The organism is Pantoea sp. SGAir0183 (assembly GCF_043545505.1).
This window is the reverse complement of sequence record NZ_CP028053.1, coordinates 352226-373918: the sequence shown is the minus strand read 5'-3', so window position 1 is coordinate 373918 and position 21693 is coordinate 352226. Positions and strand designations below refer to the sequence as shown.

The 21693-nt window shown below is 54.9% G+C and carries 13 protein-coding genes; 2 read left to right on the top strand and 11 right to left on the bottom strand.

Annotated elements, in window-relative coordinates:
- Nucleotides 1-19 precede the first annotated feature (19 nt).
- The 5 genes from malQ to glpE form a co-directional block, all read right to left on the bottom strand.
- Nucleotides 20-2092 (bottom strand): 4-alpha-glucanotransferase, encoded by a 2073-nt coding sequence (gene malQ, locus C1N59_RS01690; protein WP_394550223.1) that lies wholly within the window; start codon nt 2090-2092, stop codon nt 20-22.
- A gap of 9 nt (nt 2093-2101) precedes the next feature.
- Complete coding sequence (malP, locus tag C1N59_RS01685; protein ID WP_394550222.1) at nt 2102-4507, bottom strand: maltodextrin phosphorylase; 2406 nt, start codon at nt 4505-4507, stop codon at nt 2102-2104.
- A 152-nt stretch (nt 4508-4659) separates the two neighbouring features.
- On the bottom strand, nt 4660-5418 hold the full coding sequence (locus C1N59_RS01680; RefSeq protein ID WP_006121023.1) for a DeoR/GlpR family transcriptional regulator: 759 nt from the start codon (nt 5416-5418) through the stop codon (nt 4660-4662).
- A gap of 39 nt (nt 5419-5457) precedes the next feature.
- Nucleotides 5458-6276, bottom strand: coding sequence for a rhomboid family intramembrane serine protease GlpG (gene glpG / locus C1N59_RS01675; RefSeq protein WP_394550221.1), 819 nt, complete (start codon nt 6274-6276; stop codon nt 5458-5460).
- Between the two features lie 29 nt (nt 6277-6305).
- Nucleotides 6306-6632, bottom strand: coding sequence for a thiosulfate sulfurtransferase GlpE (gene glpE, locus C1N59_RS01670; RefSeq protein ID WP_006121025.1), 327 nt, complete (start codon nt 6630-6632; stop codon nt 6306-6308).
- Nucleotides 6633-6863: 231 nt separating this feature from the next.
- Between glpE and glpD the strand changes: the two genes are divergently transcribed.
- Nucleotides 6864-8369: a glycerol-3-phosphate dehydrogenase gene (gene glpD / locus C1N59_RS01665; protein WP_054632964.1), complete on the top strand. Its 1506-nt coding sequence runs from the start codon at nt 6864-6866 to the stop codon at nt 8367-8369.
- Nucleotides 8370-9437: 1068 nt separating this feature from the next.
- Here the strand turns inward: glpD and glgP are convergent.
- The 6 genes from glgP to asd all read right to left on the bottom strand — a co-directional run bounded on the left by glgP (nt 9438) and on the right by asd (nt 20878).
- Nucleotides 9438-11885 carry a glycogen phosphorylase gene (glgP, locus tag C1N59_RS01660; protein WP_033738164.1) on the bottom strand — a complete coding sequence of 816 codons (2448 nt, stop codon included), beginning with the start codon at nt 11883-11885 and terminating at the stop codon, nt 9438-9440.
- An 18-nt stretch (nt 11886-11903) separates the two neighbouring features.
- Nucleotides 11904-13337: a glycogen synthase GlgA gene (glgA, locus tag C1N59_RS01655; protein WP_033738165.1), complete on the bottom strand. Its 1434-nt coding sequence runs from the start codon at nt 13335-13337 to the stop codon at nt 11904-11906.
- Between the two features lie 63 nt (nt 13338-13400).
- Nucleotides 13401-14693, bottom strand: a complete 1293-nt coding sequence (gene glgC / locus C1N59_RS01650; RefSeq protein WP_033738167.1) for a glucose-1-phosphate adenylyltransferase — start codon at nt 14691-14693, stop codon at nt 13401-13403.
- A 13-nt stretch (nt 14694-14706) separates the two neighbouring features.
- Complete coding sequence (gene glgX, locus C1N59_RS01645) at nt 14707-16686, bottom strand: glycogen debranching protein GlgX (protein WP_394550220.1); 1980 nt, start codon at nt 16684-16686, stop codon at nt 14707-14709.
- The gene (glgB, locus tag C1N59_RS01640) at nt 16683-18866 is read right to left on the bottom strand and encodes a 1,4-alpha-glucan branching enzyme (protein WP_033738170.1); all 2184 of its coding nucleotides are present in this window, start codon (nt 18864-18866) and stop codon (nt 16683-16685) included. The genes glgX and glgB overlap by 4 nt, the downstream gene beginning before the upstream one ends.
- 902 nt (nt 18867-19768) lie before the next feature.
- Nucleotides 19769-20878 carry an aspartate-semialdehyde dehydrogenase gene (gene asd, locus C1N59_RS01635; protein ID WP_033738171.1) on the bottom strand — a complete coding sequence of 370 codons (1110 nt, stop codon included), beginning with the start codon at nt 20876-20878 and terminating at the stop codon, nt 19769-19771.
- Between the two features lie 219 nt (nt 20879-21097).
- On the opposite strand from asd, the gene C1N59_RS01630 reads away from it, so the two are divergent.
- Entirely contained in the window at nt 21098-21691 is a 594-nt protein-coding gene (locus tag C1N59_RS01630; RefSeq protein WP_006121032.1) for a YhgN family NAAT transporter, read from the top strand.
- Nucleotides 21692-21693 lie beyond the last annotated feature (2 nt).

The window sequence follows — 21693 nt, the reverse complement described above, 5'->3', positions numbered from 1 at the left end:
CGGCTGTCGCGCGTTCCCGTTATCCCGCCTTTCGCCGTTTAGTCACGGTTTTCAGTAGCTCATTGACGTCATCATCGGCAAAGATGCTTTCCAGTGGCTGCACCAGCTTGCGGCGCCAGTTGGGATATTGATCGACGGTGCCCGGCACGTTAACCGGCGTGGTCATGCCCAGCCAGTCCTCAGGCTGCAACCCAAGCAGTGCACTGTTGGTGTCCGCCAGAAAACGGTGCACAGACTGATTCAGACCGGGCGTCATCGCCAGCGACGCCGCCTGTTTTGCGCTCCGTGCCGGCACCGCGCCCGCTTTATGTAGTGCATCGAGCAGTGCCTGCTTTTGCTTCAGTCGCTGCTGCTGCAGGTTGAGGACAGTTTTTTTATCGGGATAAAGCCCAAGCTCCTCGCCAAGCTGCAAATCGCCGCCACTCCAGAACCCTGTCAATGTGGGCAGATCGTGCGTGCTGGCGCTGGCGATTGACTGCCGTGGATAGACCCGGGGCGCGCGATACTGGCCCTGCCTGCCCTGTTCAAACCACAACACTTTCCACGAAAAGACGCCACTGTCGCGCAGCAGACTGACAATCTCTTCAGGCACGGTACCTAAATCCTCACCGATCACCATACAGCCCTGTCGGTGGCTTTCCAGCGCCAGAATACCTAACAGATCGTGAACCGGATAAGCCACATATGCCCCTTTATCCGCCGTTTCACCCGCCGGTACCCACCAGAGGCGCAGAAGCGCCATTACGTGGTCGATACGTAGCGCGCCGCAGTCACGCATATTCGCACGCAGGATGTCGATAAAGGGTTGATAACCTCTGGCCTGCAGAACATGGGGATCCATCGGCGGCAGCCCCCAGTTTTGGCCCAGCGGACCAAGCCGATCGGGCGGCGCGCCGATGGACGCTTTCAGCCGGTAGAGCTCTGGATCGTGCCAGGTTTCAGCGCTGCCTTCTGCTACGCCGACGGCCAGATCGCGGTACAGGCCGACACTCATACCCAGCGCCTGACTGCGCGCCCAGCACTGCGAAAACTGCTGCTGCGCCAGCCACTGCAACCACTGCCAGAAAGCAATCTCCTCGCCGTGCTGTTCGCACCAGTTCTGCACCTCCGCGGAGCGGCAGTCACGCCAGCTTTCGGACCAGGCAGGCCAGCCTGTCAGCGCGGAGCCTTCACGCTGCATGTCTGCCTGCAGACCGTCATAAACGGCCTGATAGCGCAAACTGTTGCCCCCTTGCTGGATAAATTCGGCAAAGCGTTGTTTCTGCTCATCTTCCGCACCCCGAGCCTGGAACTGAGTCCAGCTATGGCGCAACGCCGTCAGCTTCAGCGCCATCACTGCATCGTAATCCACCCACTCACTTTCCCGGGCCTTGCTGAGTGCTTTTTGGGTTTTCGCGCTTTTCCACCACTTTTGCGCCGCGCGGCTCTGCTGGAAATCCTCTACCTGTGCCACATCGATATAGATAATGTTTAACCAGCGACGGGACGACGGACTGTAAGGGCTGGCAAAAGCGGGGCTGGCCGGATAGAGCGCGTGCAGGGGATTCAGGCCGACAAAATCACCACCGCGCGCGGCAAGCTGCTCCAGCAAATATTCCAGATCGCCAAAATCACCAATGCCCCAGTTTTTCGCTGAACGCACGGTATAAAGCTGAACCAGCGCGCCCCAACGTTTCTCTCCGGCACGCAAGGCCGGTGGCAGATAACAGCGGCGCGGCGCAACGATCACTCTCGTCTGCCACGTACGTTTACCCTTGCTCAAGGTAAGCTGGTGATAACCCTGCCCCAGAGGAGAAGGCAGCGTAAAGGGCGCACCACCTTCGAGTGTTCCGCTAAAAGTTTTGCCTTTCTCTGTCTGCAACTGCCAGCTTATGCGACCGTCAATCTGTGGCGCCAGCACGCGTTGGCGATTACCGCTGAAGACCACAACAGGCGGCAGCGGTGATTTGCTGGCTTTCTGCGGGTTTTCCATCACGGCGAGCAAGGCACGCTTTGTCTCATCGCTGATCGCTTCCGGTTCACCGTTCGCATTGAAGTACGTCAGCGCTATTCCTGCCGCCAGTGCGGCTTTATCAAGTGAAGAGGATGTCATCGCAATTCCTTAGCGTTGCGCCTGCCAGATGCGCTGTTGGTAGTCCCGAATCGAACGATCCGAACTAAAAAACCCGGCTCGTGCCGTATTGAGAATGGCGGCGCGCGTCCAGGCTTCCTGATCGCGCCATAACGCCTCAACGCGTTTTTGCGCATCGACGTAAGCCTGATAATCCGCCAGCACCAGCCAGGGATCGCCATTTTTTGTCAGACTCTCCAACATTAGGTCGAATGCATGCTTATCGCCATTACTGAACTTCCCTTTTTTCAGAGACGTCAGTAATTCATCCAGCTCTTTGTTATGCTTGCGGATCTTTTGCGGCTTGTAACCTGCCGCTTTAAGCGCCTTAACCTCATCCACGGTATGGCCGAAAATAAAGATGTTTTCTTCGCCGACCTGTTCGGCGATTTCTACATTCGCCCCATCCAGCGTGCCAATAGTGAGTGCGCCATTTAATGCCAGCTTCATGTTGCCTGTGCCTGAGGCTTCGTAGCCCGCTGTGGAGATCTGCTCCGACAGATCGGCAGCAGGGATCAGGTATTCGGCTGCCGTAATGCGGTAATCCGGCATAAAGACGACTTTGAGTTTGTCGCCAACAAGCGGGTCGTTATTCACCACGTCTGCCACCTTGTTGATGGCATAGATAATGTTTTTTGCCAGGTAATAACCCGGTGCGGCTTTGGCACCAAAGAGAAACACGCGGGGAATCATGCTGGCATCATCGGGATTATCGCGAACGCGTTTATAGCAGTGCAGAATATGCAACAGGCCTAAATGCTGACGCTTATACTCATGCAGCCGCTTGATCTGCACATCAAAGATCGCTTCTGGATTAACAAGGATGCCGGTGCGCTGCGCAATGTAGGTAGCCAGACGCGCTTTGTTATGGCGCTTAACCGCACGGAAGCGCTCACGGAAGGCAGGATCATCCGCACAGGGCTCCAGCCCCTGTAAGGCCGTCAGATTATTGACCCATTCGCATTGAAGCGTGTCGTCAATCAGGCTCGACAGGGCGGGATTACACTGCTTAATCCAGCGGCGCGGCGTGATGCCGTTCGTGACATTGTGGAATTTTTGCGGCCAAAGCTGATGGTACTCGGGGAAAAGATCGGTCACGACCAGGCCGGAATGCAGGGCCGCCACGCCATTCACTGCAAAACCGCTCACCACGCACAGGTTTGCCATGCGCACCTGACCATCGGCCACCACTGCCAGCTTCTTCCATATCGATTTATCACCTGGCCAGCGCTGTTTAACCTGCTGTTTCAGGCGGCGATTGATCTCTTTGATAATGACCATATGACGCGGCAGCACACTGCGCATCAGCTTTTCATCCCAGCGTTCCAGCGCTTCAGGCATTAAGGTGTGATTGGTATAGGCAAACACGCGGCTGGTGATATGCCAGGCCTCATCCCAACTCAGCTGATGCGCATCCAGTAATACACGCAGCATTTCCGGTATAGCGATGGTGGGATGCGTATCGTTTAGCTGGATCACTTCATGGTCTGGCAGGGCATGGATACTGCGCCCTGCCTGATGATGACGTCGCAAAATATCCGCCACTGCGCAGGCACACTGAAAATATTGCTGCATCAGGCGCAGGCGTTTTCCCTGTGGGTGATTATCGTTGGGATAAAGCACTTTGGTCAGGCTGGCGGCATCAATCCCCTGCTGTTCAGCCTGTAAAAACTTACCATCGTTAAACAGCGTCAGGTCAAAAGGATGTTCGCTGGTGGCTTTCCACAGCCGTAACGGCAGCGTCACCCCGTTACGGTATCCCGTAATCGGCAGATCCCAGGCTTCCCCGCGAAGATAAAGGGCAGGTACCCATTCCAGGCGACCTTCATCGCGCTTGATCACTTTTCCACCCAGCCCGACACGCACATCCAGCGCTGCGTTATGGCGAAACCAGGGATAGGTGTCGCGCTCCCAGTCATCCGGTTCTTCAACCTGTTTGCCCTCTGCGAAGCGCTGGCGGAACAGACCATATTGATAATTAAGCCCATGTCCGGTTGCAGGCTGGCCTGCCGTCGCCATGGCGTCCATGTAACAGGCCGCCAGCCTTCCCAGGCCGCCGTTACCTAAGGCTGGATCGACTTCTTCTTCCAGCAGTTCGCTCAGCTCAACCTGATGTTCAGCCAGCAGGGCTTTTACCTCATCAAACCAGCCCAGATTAAGCAGGTTATTGCCCGTAAGACGTCCCAGCAGAAATTCCATCGACAGATAGTTCACATGACGTTGTGGCGAGAGGGATCGGGCGGTGGGCTGCACACTGATCACATCATTCAATGCGGCACTGAGTGCCTGCCACCACTGATGCGGCGTCATTTGCCTGGCGGAGGTGTAGCCAAGATGTTGCCATTGGCGGGTTAATGCAGCCTGAAAGCGGGATTTATTGAATTTCTGCTGTGGCATATCACTCCCTTTGTATCCATATGGGTAAGGTAAACATGGCATGCGCATGGGCCGGCAACATGGCCAGCGACCGTTTTAATTAAATACGTGAGTGCGGGAAAAAGCGACAGACTGAGGTAAAAAACGCCAGTTTACTCACTGGCGGGCAGGAATTAGCAAAGTTCGAGGTGAACGTCGTGCTGTTCAATCACCTTCATGACGCTGGCGGGCGGCATTTTATCGGTATAAAGATAATCAAGCTGGCTCATATTGCCCAGGTTGACCATGGCATTACGTCCAAATTTCGAGTGATCCACAACCAGCATGACACAGCGTGAGTTCTCGATGATGGCGCGCTTGGTGCGCACCTCGTGGTAGTCGAACTCCAGCAGTGATCCGTCCATATCAATGCCGCTAATCCCGAGGATGCCGTAATCAAGGCGAAACTGTGAAATAAAGTCCAGCGTCGCTTCGCCCATGACCGCGCCATCACGGGTACGTACTTCGCCACCCGCAATAATGACTCTGAAGTCCGGCTTGCCCATCAACAACATGGCTACGTTCAGGTTGTTCGTCACCACGCGCAGATCGCTGTGGCCCAGCAGCGCATGCGCCACCGCTTCCGGCGTGGTGCCGATATCAATAAACAGCGTTGCGCCGTCGGGAATCTGGCTGGCAACGCGCTGGGCAATGCGCGCTTTTTCGGCCGACCACATCATTTTACGGTCCTGCCAGGCGGTGTTCTCCGAGCTGGAGGGCAAAGCCGCCCCACCGTGGTGCCGTTGAATTTTATTTTGATCGGCAAGGTCGTTTAAATCACGACGAATCGTTTGTGGGCTGACTTCAAAATGGTCGACCAGCTCCTCAGTACTGACATATCCCTGACGCCGAACCAGATCAATAATGGCGTCATGACGTTGCGTCTGCTTCACATTCCTCTCCTGTTTCGGGCTTATTCTTCTTCGTTGTGACTAGCGTTTTTTCTTGCGCGTATCAACAAATGCCATCGCCAGGCCAACCAGTAGCCCACCCACGTGCGCGGCATTGGCGATGGCCAGACCAAAGGCCCCAAACCAGCCGACCACCAGCCAGACGAGGGCAAATCCGATTAACCCGCGCTCCAGACAGATACCACTGTCAGGATCGCGTTCGCCACGCAGCCAGCAATATCCCATTAATGCATAGACCACGCCGGACAGACCACCAAACCAGATGCCGCTGAACTTTGCCTGCAGCCAGCCACTGAGCAGGGCGGAGATCAGTAAAATGACAAAAAGTTTGCCGCTGCCTAACCGTTTTTCAACCGCTCCACCGAGATACCACCACCACATCAGGTTAAACAGGATATGCAGCAGCGAAAAATGCAGCAACGCATGACTAAACCAGCGCCAGACCTCAAAGTGCTGATCGGCATCGGGCCAGGCTAACCAGTACATTACGGTGCGATCGCCCAGCACCTGCATCAGAATAAAGACGGCGATACAGGCCAGCATCACGACGGTCGTCAATGGTCCGGCCCGCTCACGTATGTTTGCCCAGATGTTGCTGCGCTCATAGCGCAGGCCGCTGTCGGTTTTACCACTTTGCCAGCTCGCTGCCTGGTAGCGCGGATGATTGGGATCGCGCACGAACGCCTGAAGTTCGTTTTCGACCATTGAAAGCTGACTTTCATCATCCAGCACAATGACATAGTGACTTTCATGCTCAATACGCAATTTCACGCCACGCGTCGCCATGTAGTCAACAAAAGCCTGCGCCATGCGCGGCTGATTAAATTGGGTAATGCGCATTACTCACTCTCCGTGTTACGCCCGCTTATTTATTCAGCGCCGCTGGCAACCTGTTGAGGAAAGGCGGCGCGCCAGGCGTCAAATCCGCCATCTATACTGTAAGCCGTGGCAAATCCCTGACCATGCAGATAGTCCGCCGCGCCCTTACTGCTGTTGCCGTGATAGCACATCACCAGTACAGGCAGGCTCATGTCAGTGGTGCTGATGAAATCATTGAGGTTGCTGTTCGACAAATGCAAGGCGCCGCGGGCATGGCCGAGTGCAAAACTTTGCGCATCGCGAATATCCACCAGCACTGCGCCCTGCTCAAGATGCGCCTGCGCCTGGTGAACATCGATACATTGGTAGGTTTCCATGGTGTCTCTCATCATGTTTCATCATCAAAATGACAGCTAGTGTAACCCGATAATCCTCGGCAATAACCTGAAAATAATTGTGGCTACTCACCTTTCCGCACACATAATGTTATCCATATCACGCAAAATTGTTTTTAAGCGGTTAAATACTGGCATCAATGTTGGTTTGCGATTATGATTATGCTCGAAAACGAACATAAGTGAACTATTCCGAACATCGGAGGAGACAACGTGGAAACCAAAGACCTGATCGTTATCGGCGGCGGCATCAACGGTGCTGGCATCGCAGCAGACGCTGCAGGACGCGGACTGTCGGTGTTAATGCTAGAGGCGCGGGACCTGGCTTGCGCGACCTCTTCCGCCAGTTCAAAACTGATTCATGGTGGCCTGCGCTACCTTGAACATTATGAGTTTCGTCTGGTAAGTGAAGCGCTGGCTGAGCGCGAAGTGCTGCTAAAAATGGCACCGCATATCGCGTTCCCGATGCGTTTCCGCCTGCCGCACCGTCCGCATCTGCGCCCGGCCTGGATGATTCGCACCGGTCTGTTCATGTATGACCACCTGGGCAAACGCACCAGCCTGCCGGGCAGTAAAAGCCTGACCTTTGGGCCGGATTCGGCGCTGAAGCCTGAAATTAAACGTGGTTTCGAGTATTCCGACTGCTGGGTCGATGATGCCCGTATGGTCGTCCTCAATGCGCAGGAAGTGGTTAAGCATGGCGGTGAAGTGCGCACCCGTACCCGCGTTACCCGCGCGTGGCGTGAAAATGGCCTGTGGATGGTCGAAGCAGAAGACATTGACAGCGGCAAAACCTTGACCTGGCAGGCCAAAGGTCTGGTCAACGCAGCCGGCCCCTGGGTTAAGCAATTCTTTGACGACGGACTGGCGCTGAAGTCGCCTTACGGTATCCGCCTGATTAAAGGCAGCCATATCGTGGTGCCACGCGTTCACAACGAGAAGCAGGCTTATATCCTGCAAAACGAAGATAACCGTATTGTGTTTGTCATTCCGTGGATGGACGAGTTTTCCATCATCGGCACAACCGACGTGGAATACAAAGGCGATCCGAAAAATGTCGCTATTGACGACAACGAAATCGACTACATCCTGAAAGTGTACAACGGCCACTTTAAAAAGCAGTTAACGCCTGACGATATCGTCTGGACCTATTCCGGCGTGCGCCCGCTGTGTGATGATGAATCGGATTCGCCGCAGGCCATCACCCGTGACTACACGCTGGACGTCCGTGATGAAAACGGTAAAACGCCATTACTGTCGGTCTTTGGCGGTAAATTAACGACCTATCGCAAGCTGGCTGAGCATGCGATGGAGAAACTGGCGAAGTATTATCCCAAGGCTGGCCCGGCCTGGACGAAGAACTGCGTATTGCCCGGCGGTAATATCTCTGGCACCAGTGATGACTACGCTGCCAGCCTGCGCCGCCGTCATCCGTTTATTACTGAAAACATGGCGCGCCACTATTCCCGCACTTACGGCAGCAACACGGAACTGCTGCTCAACGATGCAACGTCGCTGGAAGATCTGGGTGAGAACTTTGGCCACGAGTTTTATGAGGCCGAACTGCGTTACCTTGTTCAGCATGAATGGGTGCGTGAAGTCGACGACGCTATCTGGCGCCGCACCAAGCAAGGTATGTGGCTCAACGAAGCCCAGCAGGCCCGTATCGCTGAGTGGCTGGCGGAGAAGGCCAAGCCGACGCTGTCGCTGGCCTCGTAACAGCGCGTCAGCGTTGAGCGTGCGGCACAACAGGTTACGGCCTGTTGTGCCGTTTTTTTTTGCCTGCGCGGCTGGGCGGTGGTGGGAAAGCGGCTGATGAAGCGCTGAGAGGGTTTCGCTCGCCAGACGGCCGGGAGTTTCAGTCTGCCCGGTGCGGGCGACCGACAAGGGGCCGCCAGCCGCCGCGGCCCCTTGACCCCGGGCTCCCGTCCTGCCCACCCGCCGCTTCGCGGTGCCTTCGCTGCTTCAGGATTTCTGCGGACCGCCAGGACGCGCCATCCGTGGCGCGGCACGGCTCTCGCCGACGTCCTGTCGGCTCATCCGGAAATCCCTCATCCGCTCAGCGGGTGGGAAGGCCGCCCCAAACCCCCGCTTCACTGTCTCTGTGTTAAAGCCACTTCCGGTGTCGCTGTAGGTGACCGGAAAGTCCTACAGTCTGCTGGTTTTGAATCAATGCCTGTTTATAAAAACTTTTTTGAATCCCACTGCACACATTCACTACAGACAACACCCGCTTTTAAAAGAAACCAGGACTGACAGGCGGGGTTTTTCTGCCGGCATCCGGCGCGCTGAGGAGGGAACGGAGGCCAGGACGGAGCGGCAGGATGCCGCGCAGAGGACGGCTGCGCCAGGGACGGCGCATCCGGACGGTCCGTCAGGCCGGAGTGAGAGACGAAGGAACAGCGACGGCTGCCGGCCGCCGGGATTGTTAAGGGGCTGGCGCGAGCCCCTTAACCCGGCCGCCTGCACGGACAGGCTGAAACTCCCTGTCGCCTGGCGGGCGGAAAATTCCCGGTGCAGGACCGTAATCTCCCCCGCCCGGCGCGCAAAATATTCCCGGCGTACGACTGTAATCTCCCCCGCCCGGCGGGCAAAATATTCCCGGCGCACGACCGTAATCTCCCCCGCCCCACGGGCAAAATATTCCCGACACACAACCGTAATCTCCCCCCGCCCCGCGGGCAAAATATTCCCGGCGCACAACCGTAAACCCTCACCCCACGAACAACGCCCCCAATAAAAAAGGGGCTGTCACCAGCCCCCCTCAATATCAACTTTACCGCCAGACTACAGCCTCACCGGCGAAATATTCCAGATCTCATCCGCATACTCCTGAATCGTGCGGTCAGACGAGAAATAGCCCATGCCGGCGATGTTCATGGCGGCGCGGCGCTGCCATTCGTCTGGCTGACGATACAGTTCATCGACCTTATCCTGCGTATCCACATAACTGCGGTAATCCGCCAGCAACTGGTAGTGATCGCCAAAGTTCACCAGCAAATCGAACAGGTTACGGTAGCGGCCCGGATCCTGCGGGCTAAAGACACCCGAGGCGAGCTGGGTGAGCACCTGGTGCAGTTCGGCATCTTCTTCATAGTACTTACGCGGGTTGTAGCCTGCCTGACGCAAGGCTTCGACCTGCGGAGTGGTGTTACCAAAAATAAAGAAGTTTTCTTTGCCCACATGCTCCAGCATTTCGACGTTGGCACCGTCCAGCGTGCCAATGGTCAGCGCACCGTTGAGGGCAAATTTCATGTTACTGGTGCCCGAGGCTTCGGTACCTGCTGTCGAGATTTGCTCAGAGAGATCGGCCGCCGGAATAATAATCTGCGCCAGACTCACGCTGTAGTTAGGGATAAAGACGACCTTCAGCTTATTTTTAACCTGAGGATCATTGTTAATCACCTTCGCCACATCGTTAATCAAATGGATAATGTGCTTGGCAACGTAGTACGCCGAAGCCGCTTTACCCGCAAAAATATTCACGCGCGGCACCCACTCGGCATCGGGATCGGCCTTGATGCGGTTGTAACGGGTAATCACGTGCAGAACGTTAAGTAACTGGCGCTTATACTCATGAATACGCTTGATCTGAACGTCGAACAACGCGTTAGGATCGATCACCACATCGAGGTTTTTCGCTACCCAGACGGCGAGCCGTTTTTTGTTTTCCAGCTTGGCATCCGCCACTTTCTCAATAAAGGCCGGGTAATCGATACAGGCTTTCAGCTCGCTGAGCTGGCTTAAATCTGTCCGCCAGTTACGACCAATCTGCTCATCCAGTAATTCAGACAGAGGTGGGTTTGCCAGCGCCAGCCAGCGGCGCGGCGTAACGCCATTGGTTTTGTTGCAGAAACGGCCGGGGAACAGGCGGGAGAAATCGGCAAACAGGGACTGAACCATCAGGTTCGAGTGCAGCTCTGAAACGCCATTGACCTTGTGACTGACGACCACGGCCAGCCAGGCCATGCGCACCCGGCGCCCGTCGTTCTCATCAATGATAGAAATGCGCGACAGCAGATCCCAGTCGTCAGGATAATATTCCTGAATCGTTTTAAGGAAAAAGTCGTTGATTTCAAAAATGATGCTGAGGTGGCGCGGCAGGATCTTGCCAATCATATCTACCGGCCAGGTTTCCAGCGCTTCGCTCATCAAGGTGTGGTTGGTATACGAAAACACCTGGCAGCACACATCGAACGCATCATCCCAGGTAAATTTATGCTCATCAATCAACAACCGCATCAGCTCGGGAATCGCCAGCACCGGATGGGTGTCATTGAGGTGAATGGCAATTTTGTCCGCCAGGTTGCCCCAGGTCCGGTGCATCGTCCAGTGACGATTCAGAATGTCCTGCACGGTAGCCGACACGAGGAAATATTCCTGGCGCAAACGCAGTTCCCGACCGGAATAGGTTGAGTCGTCGGGGTAAAGCACGCGGGACACGTTTTCTGAGTGGTTCTTGTCTTCCACAGCCGCAAAATAGTCACCCTGATTGAATTTACCCAGGTTGATTTCGTTACTGGCCTGCGCGCCCCACAAACGTAACGTGTTAGTAGAATCCGTATCGTAGCCCGGGATGATTTGATCGTAGGCCATAGCCAGAATCTCTTCGGTTTCCAGCCAGCGAACCTTGGCCCCTTCGTGCTGAACACGGCCACCGAAGCGAACTTTATAACGGGTGTTGAAACGCTGGAACTCCCACGGGTTGCCGTATTCAAGCCAGTAATCCGGTGACTCTTTCTGCTCGCCATCCACAATATTCTGTTTGAACATGCCGTAATCGTAGCGAATGCCGTAGCCGCGGCCCGGCATACCGAGCGTTGCCAGCGAGTCCAGGAAGCAGGCCGCGAGGCGACCCAGGCCACCGTTACCCAGACCGGGATCGTTCTCTTCTTCCATCAACTCGGCCAGATCGAGGCCCATTTCGTCGAGCGCCAGATTGAGATCGTCGTAGATCCCCATCGCCAGCAGAGCATTACCCAACGTGCGCCCCATCAGAAATTCCATCGACAGGTAATAAACCTGCCGCACATCCTGAGAAAGTTGCGCGCGGTTAGAACGCAGCCAGCGCTCAACCATACGATCGCGCACGGCCAGCAGTGCGGCGTTCAGCCATTCGTGTTTATTCGCAATGGAAGGGTCTTTACCAATGGTGAACATCAGTTTGTATGCAATTGAGTGCTTTAAAGCATCAACCGTCAACGTAGGTGAAGCGTAAGTGAATGGTGTATTCATTTTCAGTTTCCCAATCCGTTACAACAAACGTTGATAAAGATCGCGGTAGGCTTGAGCGGCGACCTGCCAGCTAAAATCCATCCCCATCGCCTGACGCTGCACATAACGCCACAGTGAAGGGCGAGACCACAACACAAACGCGCGACGAATGGCCCTTAATAAAGACCAGGCATTACTGTCTTCAAAACTGAATCCACTGGCAATACCATCCGCCAGGTTTTCCAGCGAACTGTCGTTTACCGTATCGGCCAGGCCGCCCGTGCGACGCACTAATGGCAGGGTGCCATATTTCAGTCCGTAGAGCTGTGTCAGACCACAAGGCTCGAAGCGGCTTGGCACCATGATGACATCCGCGCCGCCAACAATGCGATGCGAAAACGCTTCGTGGTAGCCAATCTGTACGCCAACACTGCCGGGATGTTCCGCCGCAGCGGCCAGAAAACCCTGTTGCAGTTCGGCATCACCCTGCCCTAACAGCACCAGTTGTCCGCCCTGAGCCAGCAAACCGGGCAGCGCTTCCAGTACCAGATCCAGCCCTTTCTGCCGGGTCAGGCGGCTGATCACGGCAAAGACGGGGGCTTTGTCGTCCACCTTCAGTCCCATCGCCACCTGCAGCTGACGCTTGTTTTCCGCTTTGGCTTCCAGCGTATCGCGGTTATAGCGTGAGCTCAGCAGCAGATCATGGGAGGGATCCCAGATTGCCGGATCGACACCATTTAACACACCGCTTAAACGCCCTTCGCGCATCCGTTGGGCCAGCAGGGTTTCCATGCCGTAACCGTATTCGGGCGTGGTGATTTCATGCGCATAGGTTGGGCTTACGGCCGTCACATGATCTGCGTAAAACAGGCCCGCTTTCAGATACGAGATCTGTCCAAAAAACTCCAGGCCGTACATATTAAAAAAGGATTGTGGCAGTTGAATCTGATCCAGATGATGCGCGGAAAACAGTCCCTGATAGGCCAGGTTATGCACGGTGAAAACGGATTTTGCAGGCCGTCCACGCGCTTCAAGATAGGCACAGGTCAGCCCTGCATGCCAGTCGTGTGCGTGAACGATATCGGGCCGCCAGTAGCTGTCCAGACCGCAGCCTAACTCACAGCCCATCCACCCCAGTAAAGCAAAGCGTAAATAGTTGTCGACGTAGGCAAACTGCGATTCATCATGATAAGGACTACCCGGACGATCATAGAGATCAGGGGCATCAATAAGGTAAATGCCTACCCCATCAAACTGCCCAAACAGTAAGCGAACGGGCCCGGCAAACGTCTGCAACTCCGCCACCAACTGCGTATCCGGTATTCCTTTACGTAATGCAGGAAACGCGGGAAGTAACACTCGCGTATCTGTTCCACCCGCAATTTGTGCCTGAGGTAATGCCCCGACTACATCAGCCAGCCCGCCCGTTTTCAACAGCGGGAAAAGTTCTGAACAGACATGTAAAACCTGCATCCTCGACCTCATTAAGTTACCAGGCACGATCCTCGTGCCGATGGGTTGTGTGCCGCTTGTCGTTTATTGTCCCGCACTACTGAGTTTGGCCAGCATGGCGCGGGTCACCAGTACAATGCCTTCTTCTGAACGGAAAAAGCGGCGGCTGTCTTCATCAGGGTTTTCACCAATCACCATCCCTTCTGGCAACACACAGGCGCGGTCAATGACGCAGCGGCGCAGACGACAGGATCGGCCAACCACCACATCAGGCAGCAGTACCGTTGAATCAATGTTGCAAAATGAGTTCACCCGCACGCGGGAAAACATAACCGAATTCACGACCACCGAGCCCGAAATAATGCAGCCGCCAGAGACCAGGGAATTCATTGTCATACCATGGCTACCGGAACGGTCCTGGACAAACTTCGCCGGGGGTAAGGGTTCCATATGGGTACGAATCGGCCAGCTGCTGTCGTACATATCCAGTTCCGGTGTGACCGAGGCCAAATCGAGGTTCGCACGCCAGTAAGCCTCCAGCGTACCGACATCCCGCCAGTAAGGCGGAGCCTCGTGATCGTTTTGCACACAAGAGATCGCAAATGAATGGGCGTAGCCCTCACCACTTTCTACGACCTTCGGCAAAATATCTTTGCCGAAATCGTGGCTTGAACCGGCCTGATGCAGATCGTCCTCCAGCAAACCATAGAGATACTCGGCGTCGAAAACGTAAATCCCCATGCTGGCGAGCGATTTTGTGTCATCGCCCGGCATGGTTGGCGGCTTCGGCGGCTTCTCCACGAAATCGATTACTTTATTGTTTTCGTCAACCGCCATCACACCAAACGCGGTCGCCTCTGCGACGGGCACCGGCAGACACGCGATCGTGCAGCGGGCATCGTTCAGCACGTGATCCAGCAGCATTCTGGAGTAATCCATTTTGTAGATGTGATCGCCTGCCAGGATAACCACATACTGCGCGTTGTAACGCCGGATAACGTCGAGGTTCTGGGTCACCGCATCCGCTGTGCCGCGATACCAGTGCTCGGTGGAAAACCGCTGCTGAGCCGGAAGCAGATCAACAAATTCATTCATCTCTTCGTTGAAGATAGACCAACCACGCTGAATATGTTGAGTTAACGTATGAGATTGATACTGCGTAATGACGCCGATACGGCGAATGCCGGAGTTAACACAGTTGGAGAGCGCAAAATCGATAATGCGGAATTTGCCGCCAAAATGAACGGCGGGCTTGGCGCGTTTGGCGGTCAGATCCACCAGGCGCGTCCCGCGTCCTCCAGCGAGTACAAGGGCGATGGTTTGTGTAGGGAGCTGGCGCGCCAGCATAAGATGTTCTGCTCTTTCTAATTTAACCATGTCTGACTCCTTATCATTGCTTTTGGAACACACACACAGCGTGTGCGGGACCATGCCAGACAGTTAATCGGATGGGGTTACATTCCCCGGTAAAAGGAGGAAGGACGTGCCATTCTCCGTCTGGTAAGGCGATATCACATTGCGTATCTGTCGCATTTATTGTTATTAACCAGCAACCAGAGAGCAGAATTTGCAACCTGCGCATGCCCTGCTTCCAGCCGCCTTCATCCACAGGTTTACCCTGGTCATCCAGCCACTCGACATTGCCATCCTCGTTCTGCCACCAGCTATCCGCAGTGAGTGCCCGAATGCGCTTACGCAGGTGAATCAGCGATGCGGTAAAGTCGACAAGGCCTTTTTCTTCATCGTCCCACTTGAGCCAGGTCAGTGGGTTGTCCTGGCAGTAGGCGTTATTGTTGCCGTGCTGGGTTTGACCACGCTCGTCCCCGGCCAGCAGCATCGGTGTGCCCTGAGCAAGCAACAACGTCGTCAGCAGCGCTTCCGTGCTGCACCTGCGGCGCTGGGCCACATCCGCACTAACCACCAATCCTTCTGTACCATGGTTATGGCTGTAATTGTTACCGTGTCCGTCACGGTTTTGTTCGCCGTTGGCTTCATTATGTTTTTGACTGAAGCTCACCAGATCGCGCAGCGTGAAACCATCATGCGCGGTGATCATATTCAGGCTGGCATGGGGCTTGCGGCCATTGTGCTGAAAAAGATCGCTTGAGGCGGCAAACCGGCGGACAAAATCCCCCATCGTCACATCCCCATGCAGCCACGTCCGGCGGGCCGTATCACGAAACTGATCGTTCCATTCAGCAAACTGTGCGGGGAAATTCCCTACCTGATAACCATTGGGGCCAATATCCCAGGGCTCGGCAATCAGTTTGACCGTTGACAGGATCGGGCAGGCGCGTATGGCCTCGAACAGCGCGGCGTCGCGATGGTAGTCAGGCTCACGCCCCAGAACCGGTGCCAGATCAAAGCGAAAGCCATCCACGTGGCAGACGCGCACCCAGTAGCGCAACGCCTCCAGTATCCAGTTCATGACCTGAGGATGGCTCAGTTTGAGTGTGTTACCGCAACCAGTCCAGTTGTGATAACCGCCCCGGTCGTCGAGCCAGTAATAGCTGGCATTGTCGATGCCGCGAAAGGATATTGTCGGCCCGGTCTCATCCAGTTCTGCCGTATGGTTAAACACCACGTCCAGGATCACTTCGATGCCCGCAGCATGCAGGCGCTTCACCGTCTGCTGAAACTCCTGCAGCGGAGACAGCCCATCCTGGCCGGAAGCATAACGGGGATCGACCGCCCAGAGGGCAAAAGGGTTATAGCCCCAGTAGTTGGTTAAGCCCAGACGCAACAGGCGCGGCTCGCTGGCAAAGTGGGCCACAGGCAGTAACTCGATAGCCGTAATGCCCAGTTGGAGCAGGTAATCGATCATCACAGGATGCGCCAGTGCGGCATAAGTGCCACGCAGTGCCTCAGGAATACCGGGATGCAGCTGGGTCAAACCGCGAACATGGGCTTCATAAATCACGCTGCTGCCCCATGGCGTGCGCGGTGCCTGATCTCCCTGCCAGTCGAAATCCTCCATCACCACGACAGATTTGGGTGCCAGCGCCGCGTTATCGCGTGTGTCGGGCTCCCTGTAGCCACAGTGGAAACGCGGATCGTCGGGGATGTCGCCCAGCACTGCTTTGGCACAGGGATCGACCAGCAGCCTGGCGGGATTGAAAACATGCCCCGCCTGCGGTGCCCAGGGGCCATAAACCCGGTAACCATAGCGCTGTCCGGGCTGGACGCCCGGAAGATAACCGTGCCAGATATCGCCGCTACGCGCAGGGAGTTCAACGCGCTGCTCAAGCCCGTTCTCGTCGAACAGGCAGAGTTCAACGCGCTCAGCATGATGGGAAAACAGCGTAAAGTTTACGCCCTTCCCGTCATAGCTGGCACCCAGCGGGTGGGGATGTCCGGCACGCACAATCATTCTCCCTCCCGCACCAACCATACCGTCGCCAGCGGCGGTAAGTTCAGGCTCAGTGACTGGGGACGACCGTGGCTTTCCTGCTGATCGGTATGGACACGATGATTACGTACGTCGCTGCCGTGATAGTCATGCTGATCGGTATTGATGACTTCGCGCCAGCTGCCCGCCTGATTGACGCCAAAGCGATAGCCCGGCCGCGGTACAGGCGTAAAGTTGCTGACGACAATGATTTCATTGCCTTCACGATCGCGACGCACAAAGGCAAAAACTGAATGTTCGGCGTCATCCACCACCAGCCACTCGAATCCGGCCGGATCGAAATCAAGCTGATGAAGCGGGGTGTAATATTGGTAGGTATGGTTCAAATCGCGCACCAGACGCTGCACACCGTGGTGCCAGTTGTCTTCCCCTTCCAGCAAATGCCAGTCCAGGCTGACATCATGGTTCCACTCTTTGCCCTGTGCGAATTCGTTGCCCATAAACAGCAGTTTTTTACCCGGGAACGCCCACATCCAGCCGTAGTAGGCGCGGAGGTTGGCAAATTTTTGCCAGGCGTCGCCGGGCATGCGATCCAGGATAGAGCGTTTACCGTGCACTACCTCGTCGTGGGACAACGGCAGGACAAAGTTTTCGCTGTAGTTGTACATGATGCCGAAGCTCATCAGGTTGTGATGGTAACGGCGATGAACGGGATCGAGCTTCATGTAGTCGAGCGTGTCATGCATCCAGCCCAGATTCCATTTGTACCAGAATCCCAGGCCGCCGCTTTCAGGAGGACGTGAAACGCCGGGATAATCGGTAGACTCTTCGGCCATCGTCACCGTACCGGGCGCAACATGCCCCAGCGTGCGGTTGGTGTAGCGCAGGAAGTTAATCGCTTCGAGATTTTCCCGACCGCCATATTGATTGGGGATCCATTCGCCCTCGGCGCGGCTGTAATCGCGATAGATCATTGAAGCAACGGCATCCACGCGCAGACCATCAATACCAAAACGTTCCAGCCAGTAAAGCGCGTTGCCTGACAGATAGTTACTGACTTCGCGGCGACCAAAGTTGTAAATCAGTGTGTTCCAGTCCTGATGGTAGCCTTCACGCGGATCGCTGTGTTCGTACAGTTCTGTGCCATCGTATTTCGCCAGGCCAAAGTCATCGCTGGGGAAATGGCCTGGCACCCAGTCCAGCAGAACGTTGAGTCCCGCTGCATGGGCCGTCTCGATAAAGTGACGGAAATCATCCCGGGTGCCAAAACGGCGCGTGGGCGCATACATGCCCAGCGGCTGATAGCCCCAACTGCCGTCAAAAGGATGCTCATTGATGGGCAGCAATTCGATATGGGTAAACCCCATCTCTTTCACGTAAGGCACCAGCTGCTCAGCCAGCTCTTTGTAGCTGAGCCAGAAGTTGTTGTCGGTATGGCGGCGCCACGATCCCAGGTGAACTTCGTAAATAGAAACAGGCTTGTCGAAGCCATTGGCCGCTTTACGGGCCTCTGACATCTCGACTTTTTCTGGCAGGCCACAAATCATCGAGGCCGTTTGTGGCCGCATTTGCGCCTCAAAGGCATAGGGATCGGCTTTGATTCGCAACTGACCCTGCGCATCGATGATTTCAAATTTATAGAGCTGCCCGTTAATGGCCCCAGGAACAAACAGCTCCCAGACCCCCATTTCCTGGCGCAAACGCATCGGATGGCGACGGCCATCCCAAAAGTTGAAATCACCGACAACGGAGACACGACGCGCATTAGGAGCCCAGACGCAGAAACGCGTGCCGATGACGCCATCAATCACATCACCGTGCGCGCCCAGGGTTTCATAAGGCCGAAGGTGAGTCCCTTCCGCCAGCAGCCACAAATCCATCTCCTGCAACAGAGGACCAAAGCGGTAAGCATCATCGATGAGGTTTTGCTGACCATGCCAGTTCACAGCCAGTTGATAGCGAAAGGGATTCTTACGACGAGGAATAACGCCGCTGAAAAACCCGCGCGCGTCATCGCATTTCAGTTGAGCAAGCTTACGTCCTGTGGAGGTTTCGATAACCCAGACTTCAAGGGCCTCGGGGAGCAACGCCCGCACTTCAAGACCGTTTTCCGTTTTATGCATCCCCAGCAGCGAAAAGGGGTCGGAATAGTTACCCGCAAAAAGGGCATTGATCGCCTGGCGATCGGGTAGCTCTGACATGACTTTCTTCCTGTGATAGTTGGCAGGCTAAAAGACCACGATGCACGCGCTATCGCATATCTCTTGCGCTGCTCTTCATTGAGCCATGAGTACAGCGGCGTGGGCGCCAGCAAAAAACGCTTGTCACCACGCGCCTCCTTAAATCACAACCAGTAAGCATTAAGCCTGTCTGCTTGATGCCAATCCCGCAGTATCACCAGACGACTATCCGGCACTCCGAGACATTAGATAATTTTGACTTTTCCCTACCGTCCGGTTCCTGATGCAATCCTGCGCCATTCGGACGATTTTCCTGTATACCGTCGACTTCAACCGCGGAGCCGGTATGTGAGCGCCCTTGCACAATGATGAAAAACAGTAAAATATATTAATACATAACGAATTTATGTCTCATAATCTTCACTCAAATGCAGTATCTTTTTTTGGCGCGATCATCATGCCTGCGTGCCGTATGGACGAAAGGCGGTCAACGGCCTGCCGGACTCGCCACCTGTCTTACGCGCCGTGAGCCGTGAGCCACGGCGACATTTCCCTGGCCGCTTTAACATGACATAAAACGGACAACTGCCGAGTGTGCGTTAACAGTGTGACAGGATGCTGCTCACACGCCGGAACGGAACCACGCGCCTTTTGAAAAAAAACGCGGCCAGCTTGCACCGAAAAAAGTCTGTCTTTACCAGCCACAACAACCAGTTAGTGAATACATTAAAACAGCCCGTCTGTTACACGCCCTTGTTAAATCATAGCTTGGCGGCGAGCGTTGACAGAGCAGATCAGCAAAAATTTATTTCTGGACAGGCAAAAAGGGGAAGCGGATCACTTAGTGATCGTAACGGTAGAACAGTTTGCAGGGATTTGTAGAAAAAAGACCGGAAAAACCCGGTCTTTTTCGTCTTTCAGATTTAGTCGATCAACAGACGTAACATGCGGCGCAACGGCTCAGCCGCACCCCACAGTAGCTGATCGCCCACGGTAAAGGCCGAGAGGTATTCTGGTCCCATATTCAGTTTGCGCAGACGGCCGACCGGCGTGTTCAGCGTCCCCGTTACCGCCGCAGGCGTCAGTTCACGCATAGTGATTTCACGATCGTTAGGCACGACTTTTACCCATTCATTATGGGACGCCAGCAGTTGCTCAATCTCGGCCAGCGGCAGATCCTTTTTAAGTTTCAGCGTGAAGGCCTGACTGTGACAGCGCAGCGCACCGACACGGACGCAAAGTCCATCGACAGGAATGACGCGCGGGGTCGCCAGAATCTTGTTAGTCTCAGCCTGTCCTTTCCACTCTTCGCGGCTTTGGCCATTATCAAGCTGCTTGTCGATCCACGGAATCAGGCTGCCCGCTAACGGCACGCCGAAATTATCCGTCGGCAACGTGCCAGAGCGCGTGAAATCCGTCACGCTACGTTCGATATCCAGAATGGCAGAGGCAGGATTTTGCAACGAGGTCGCCACGTGATCGTGCAGCATGCCCATCTGTGTGAGCAGCTCGCGCATGTGACGGGCACCGCCCCCGGACGCAGCCTGATACGTAGCCACGGAGACCCATTCAACCAAATCATGTGCGAACAGGCCGCCCAGTGACATCAACATCAGACTCACCGTACAGTTGCCGCCAACAAAAGTTTTGATGCCGCTGTCGATGCCCTGACGAATAACCTGATGGTTAACCGGATCCAGGATAATAATGGCATCGTCTTTCATGCGCAGCGTGGACGCCGCATCAATCCAGTAGCCATTCCAGCCACTGGCACGCAATTTCGGATACACCTCAGAGGTATAGTCGCCGCCCTGGCAAGTAATGATGATATCCAGCGCCTTCAACGCGTCAATATCAAAGGCGTCCTGCAATGTTCCCTGCTGTTTGCCCGCAAACGTCGGGGCCGCTTCACCATGTTGTGAAGTGGAGAAAAAGACCGGATTGATTACATCAAAATCACGTTCTTCACTCATGCGGGACATCAGCACTGAACCCACCATACCGCGCCAACCCACTAAACCTACATTCTTCATGTCATATCCGTTTCAGGGTGATAAACACCTGACTTTCTCATCGAAGGGAAAAGTGTCGTGGTACTTTCACGCCACTCTGCGTAATAATCAACGTTGCCTGTGATGATTAACTCTACAAAATGCAGATTTTCTGGCAAGTGAATTAATGTAATCGGGCCAACTTTTTCAGCAGCCCTGCTAATAACCCGGCTTTATCTATAACGAGAAGATGTTAAACGAATGACTGAAATGATCTCAGCAACAATATTATTGTTGTTAATAATGGATCCGTTGGGCAATTTGCCGATTTTTATGTCGGTTTTAAAGCATCTGGAACCCAAACGTCGGCGCGTCGTGCTTATTCGCGAAATGCTGATTGCCCTTATCATCATGTTGTTGTTTTTATTCACGGGCGAACGCATTCTGGCCTTCCTTAATCTGCGTACCGAAACTGTCTCCATTTCCGGTGGCGTTATCCTGTTTTTAATCGCTATTAAGATGATTTTCCCCTCACCGGAAAGCAGCAGTACCGGGTTACCGGCGGGCGAAGAACCCTTTCTGGTGCCGCTGGCCATCCCACTGGTGGCGGGGCCTTCACTGCTGGCGACACTGATGCTGTTATCCCACCAGTATCCAAACCAGATGTCGCATCTGGTTGGAGCCTTACTCATCGCCTGGGGCGTAACGGTGATGATCCTGCTGTTATCGGGCCTGTTTCTGCGTCTGCTGGGGGACAAAGGCGTTAACGCACTGGAGCGCCTGATGGGATTGATCCTGATTATGCTGGCGACGCAGATGTTTTTAGACGGGATTCGTGTGTATCTGAAGCTATAGCT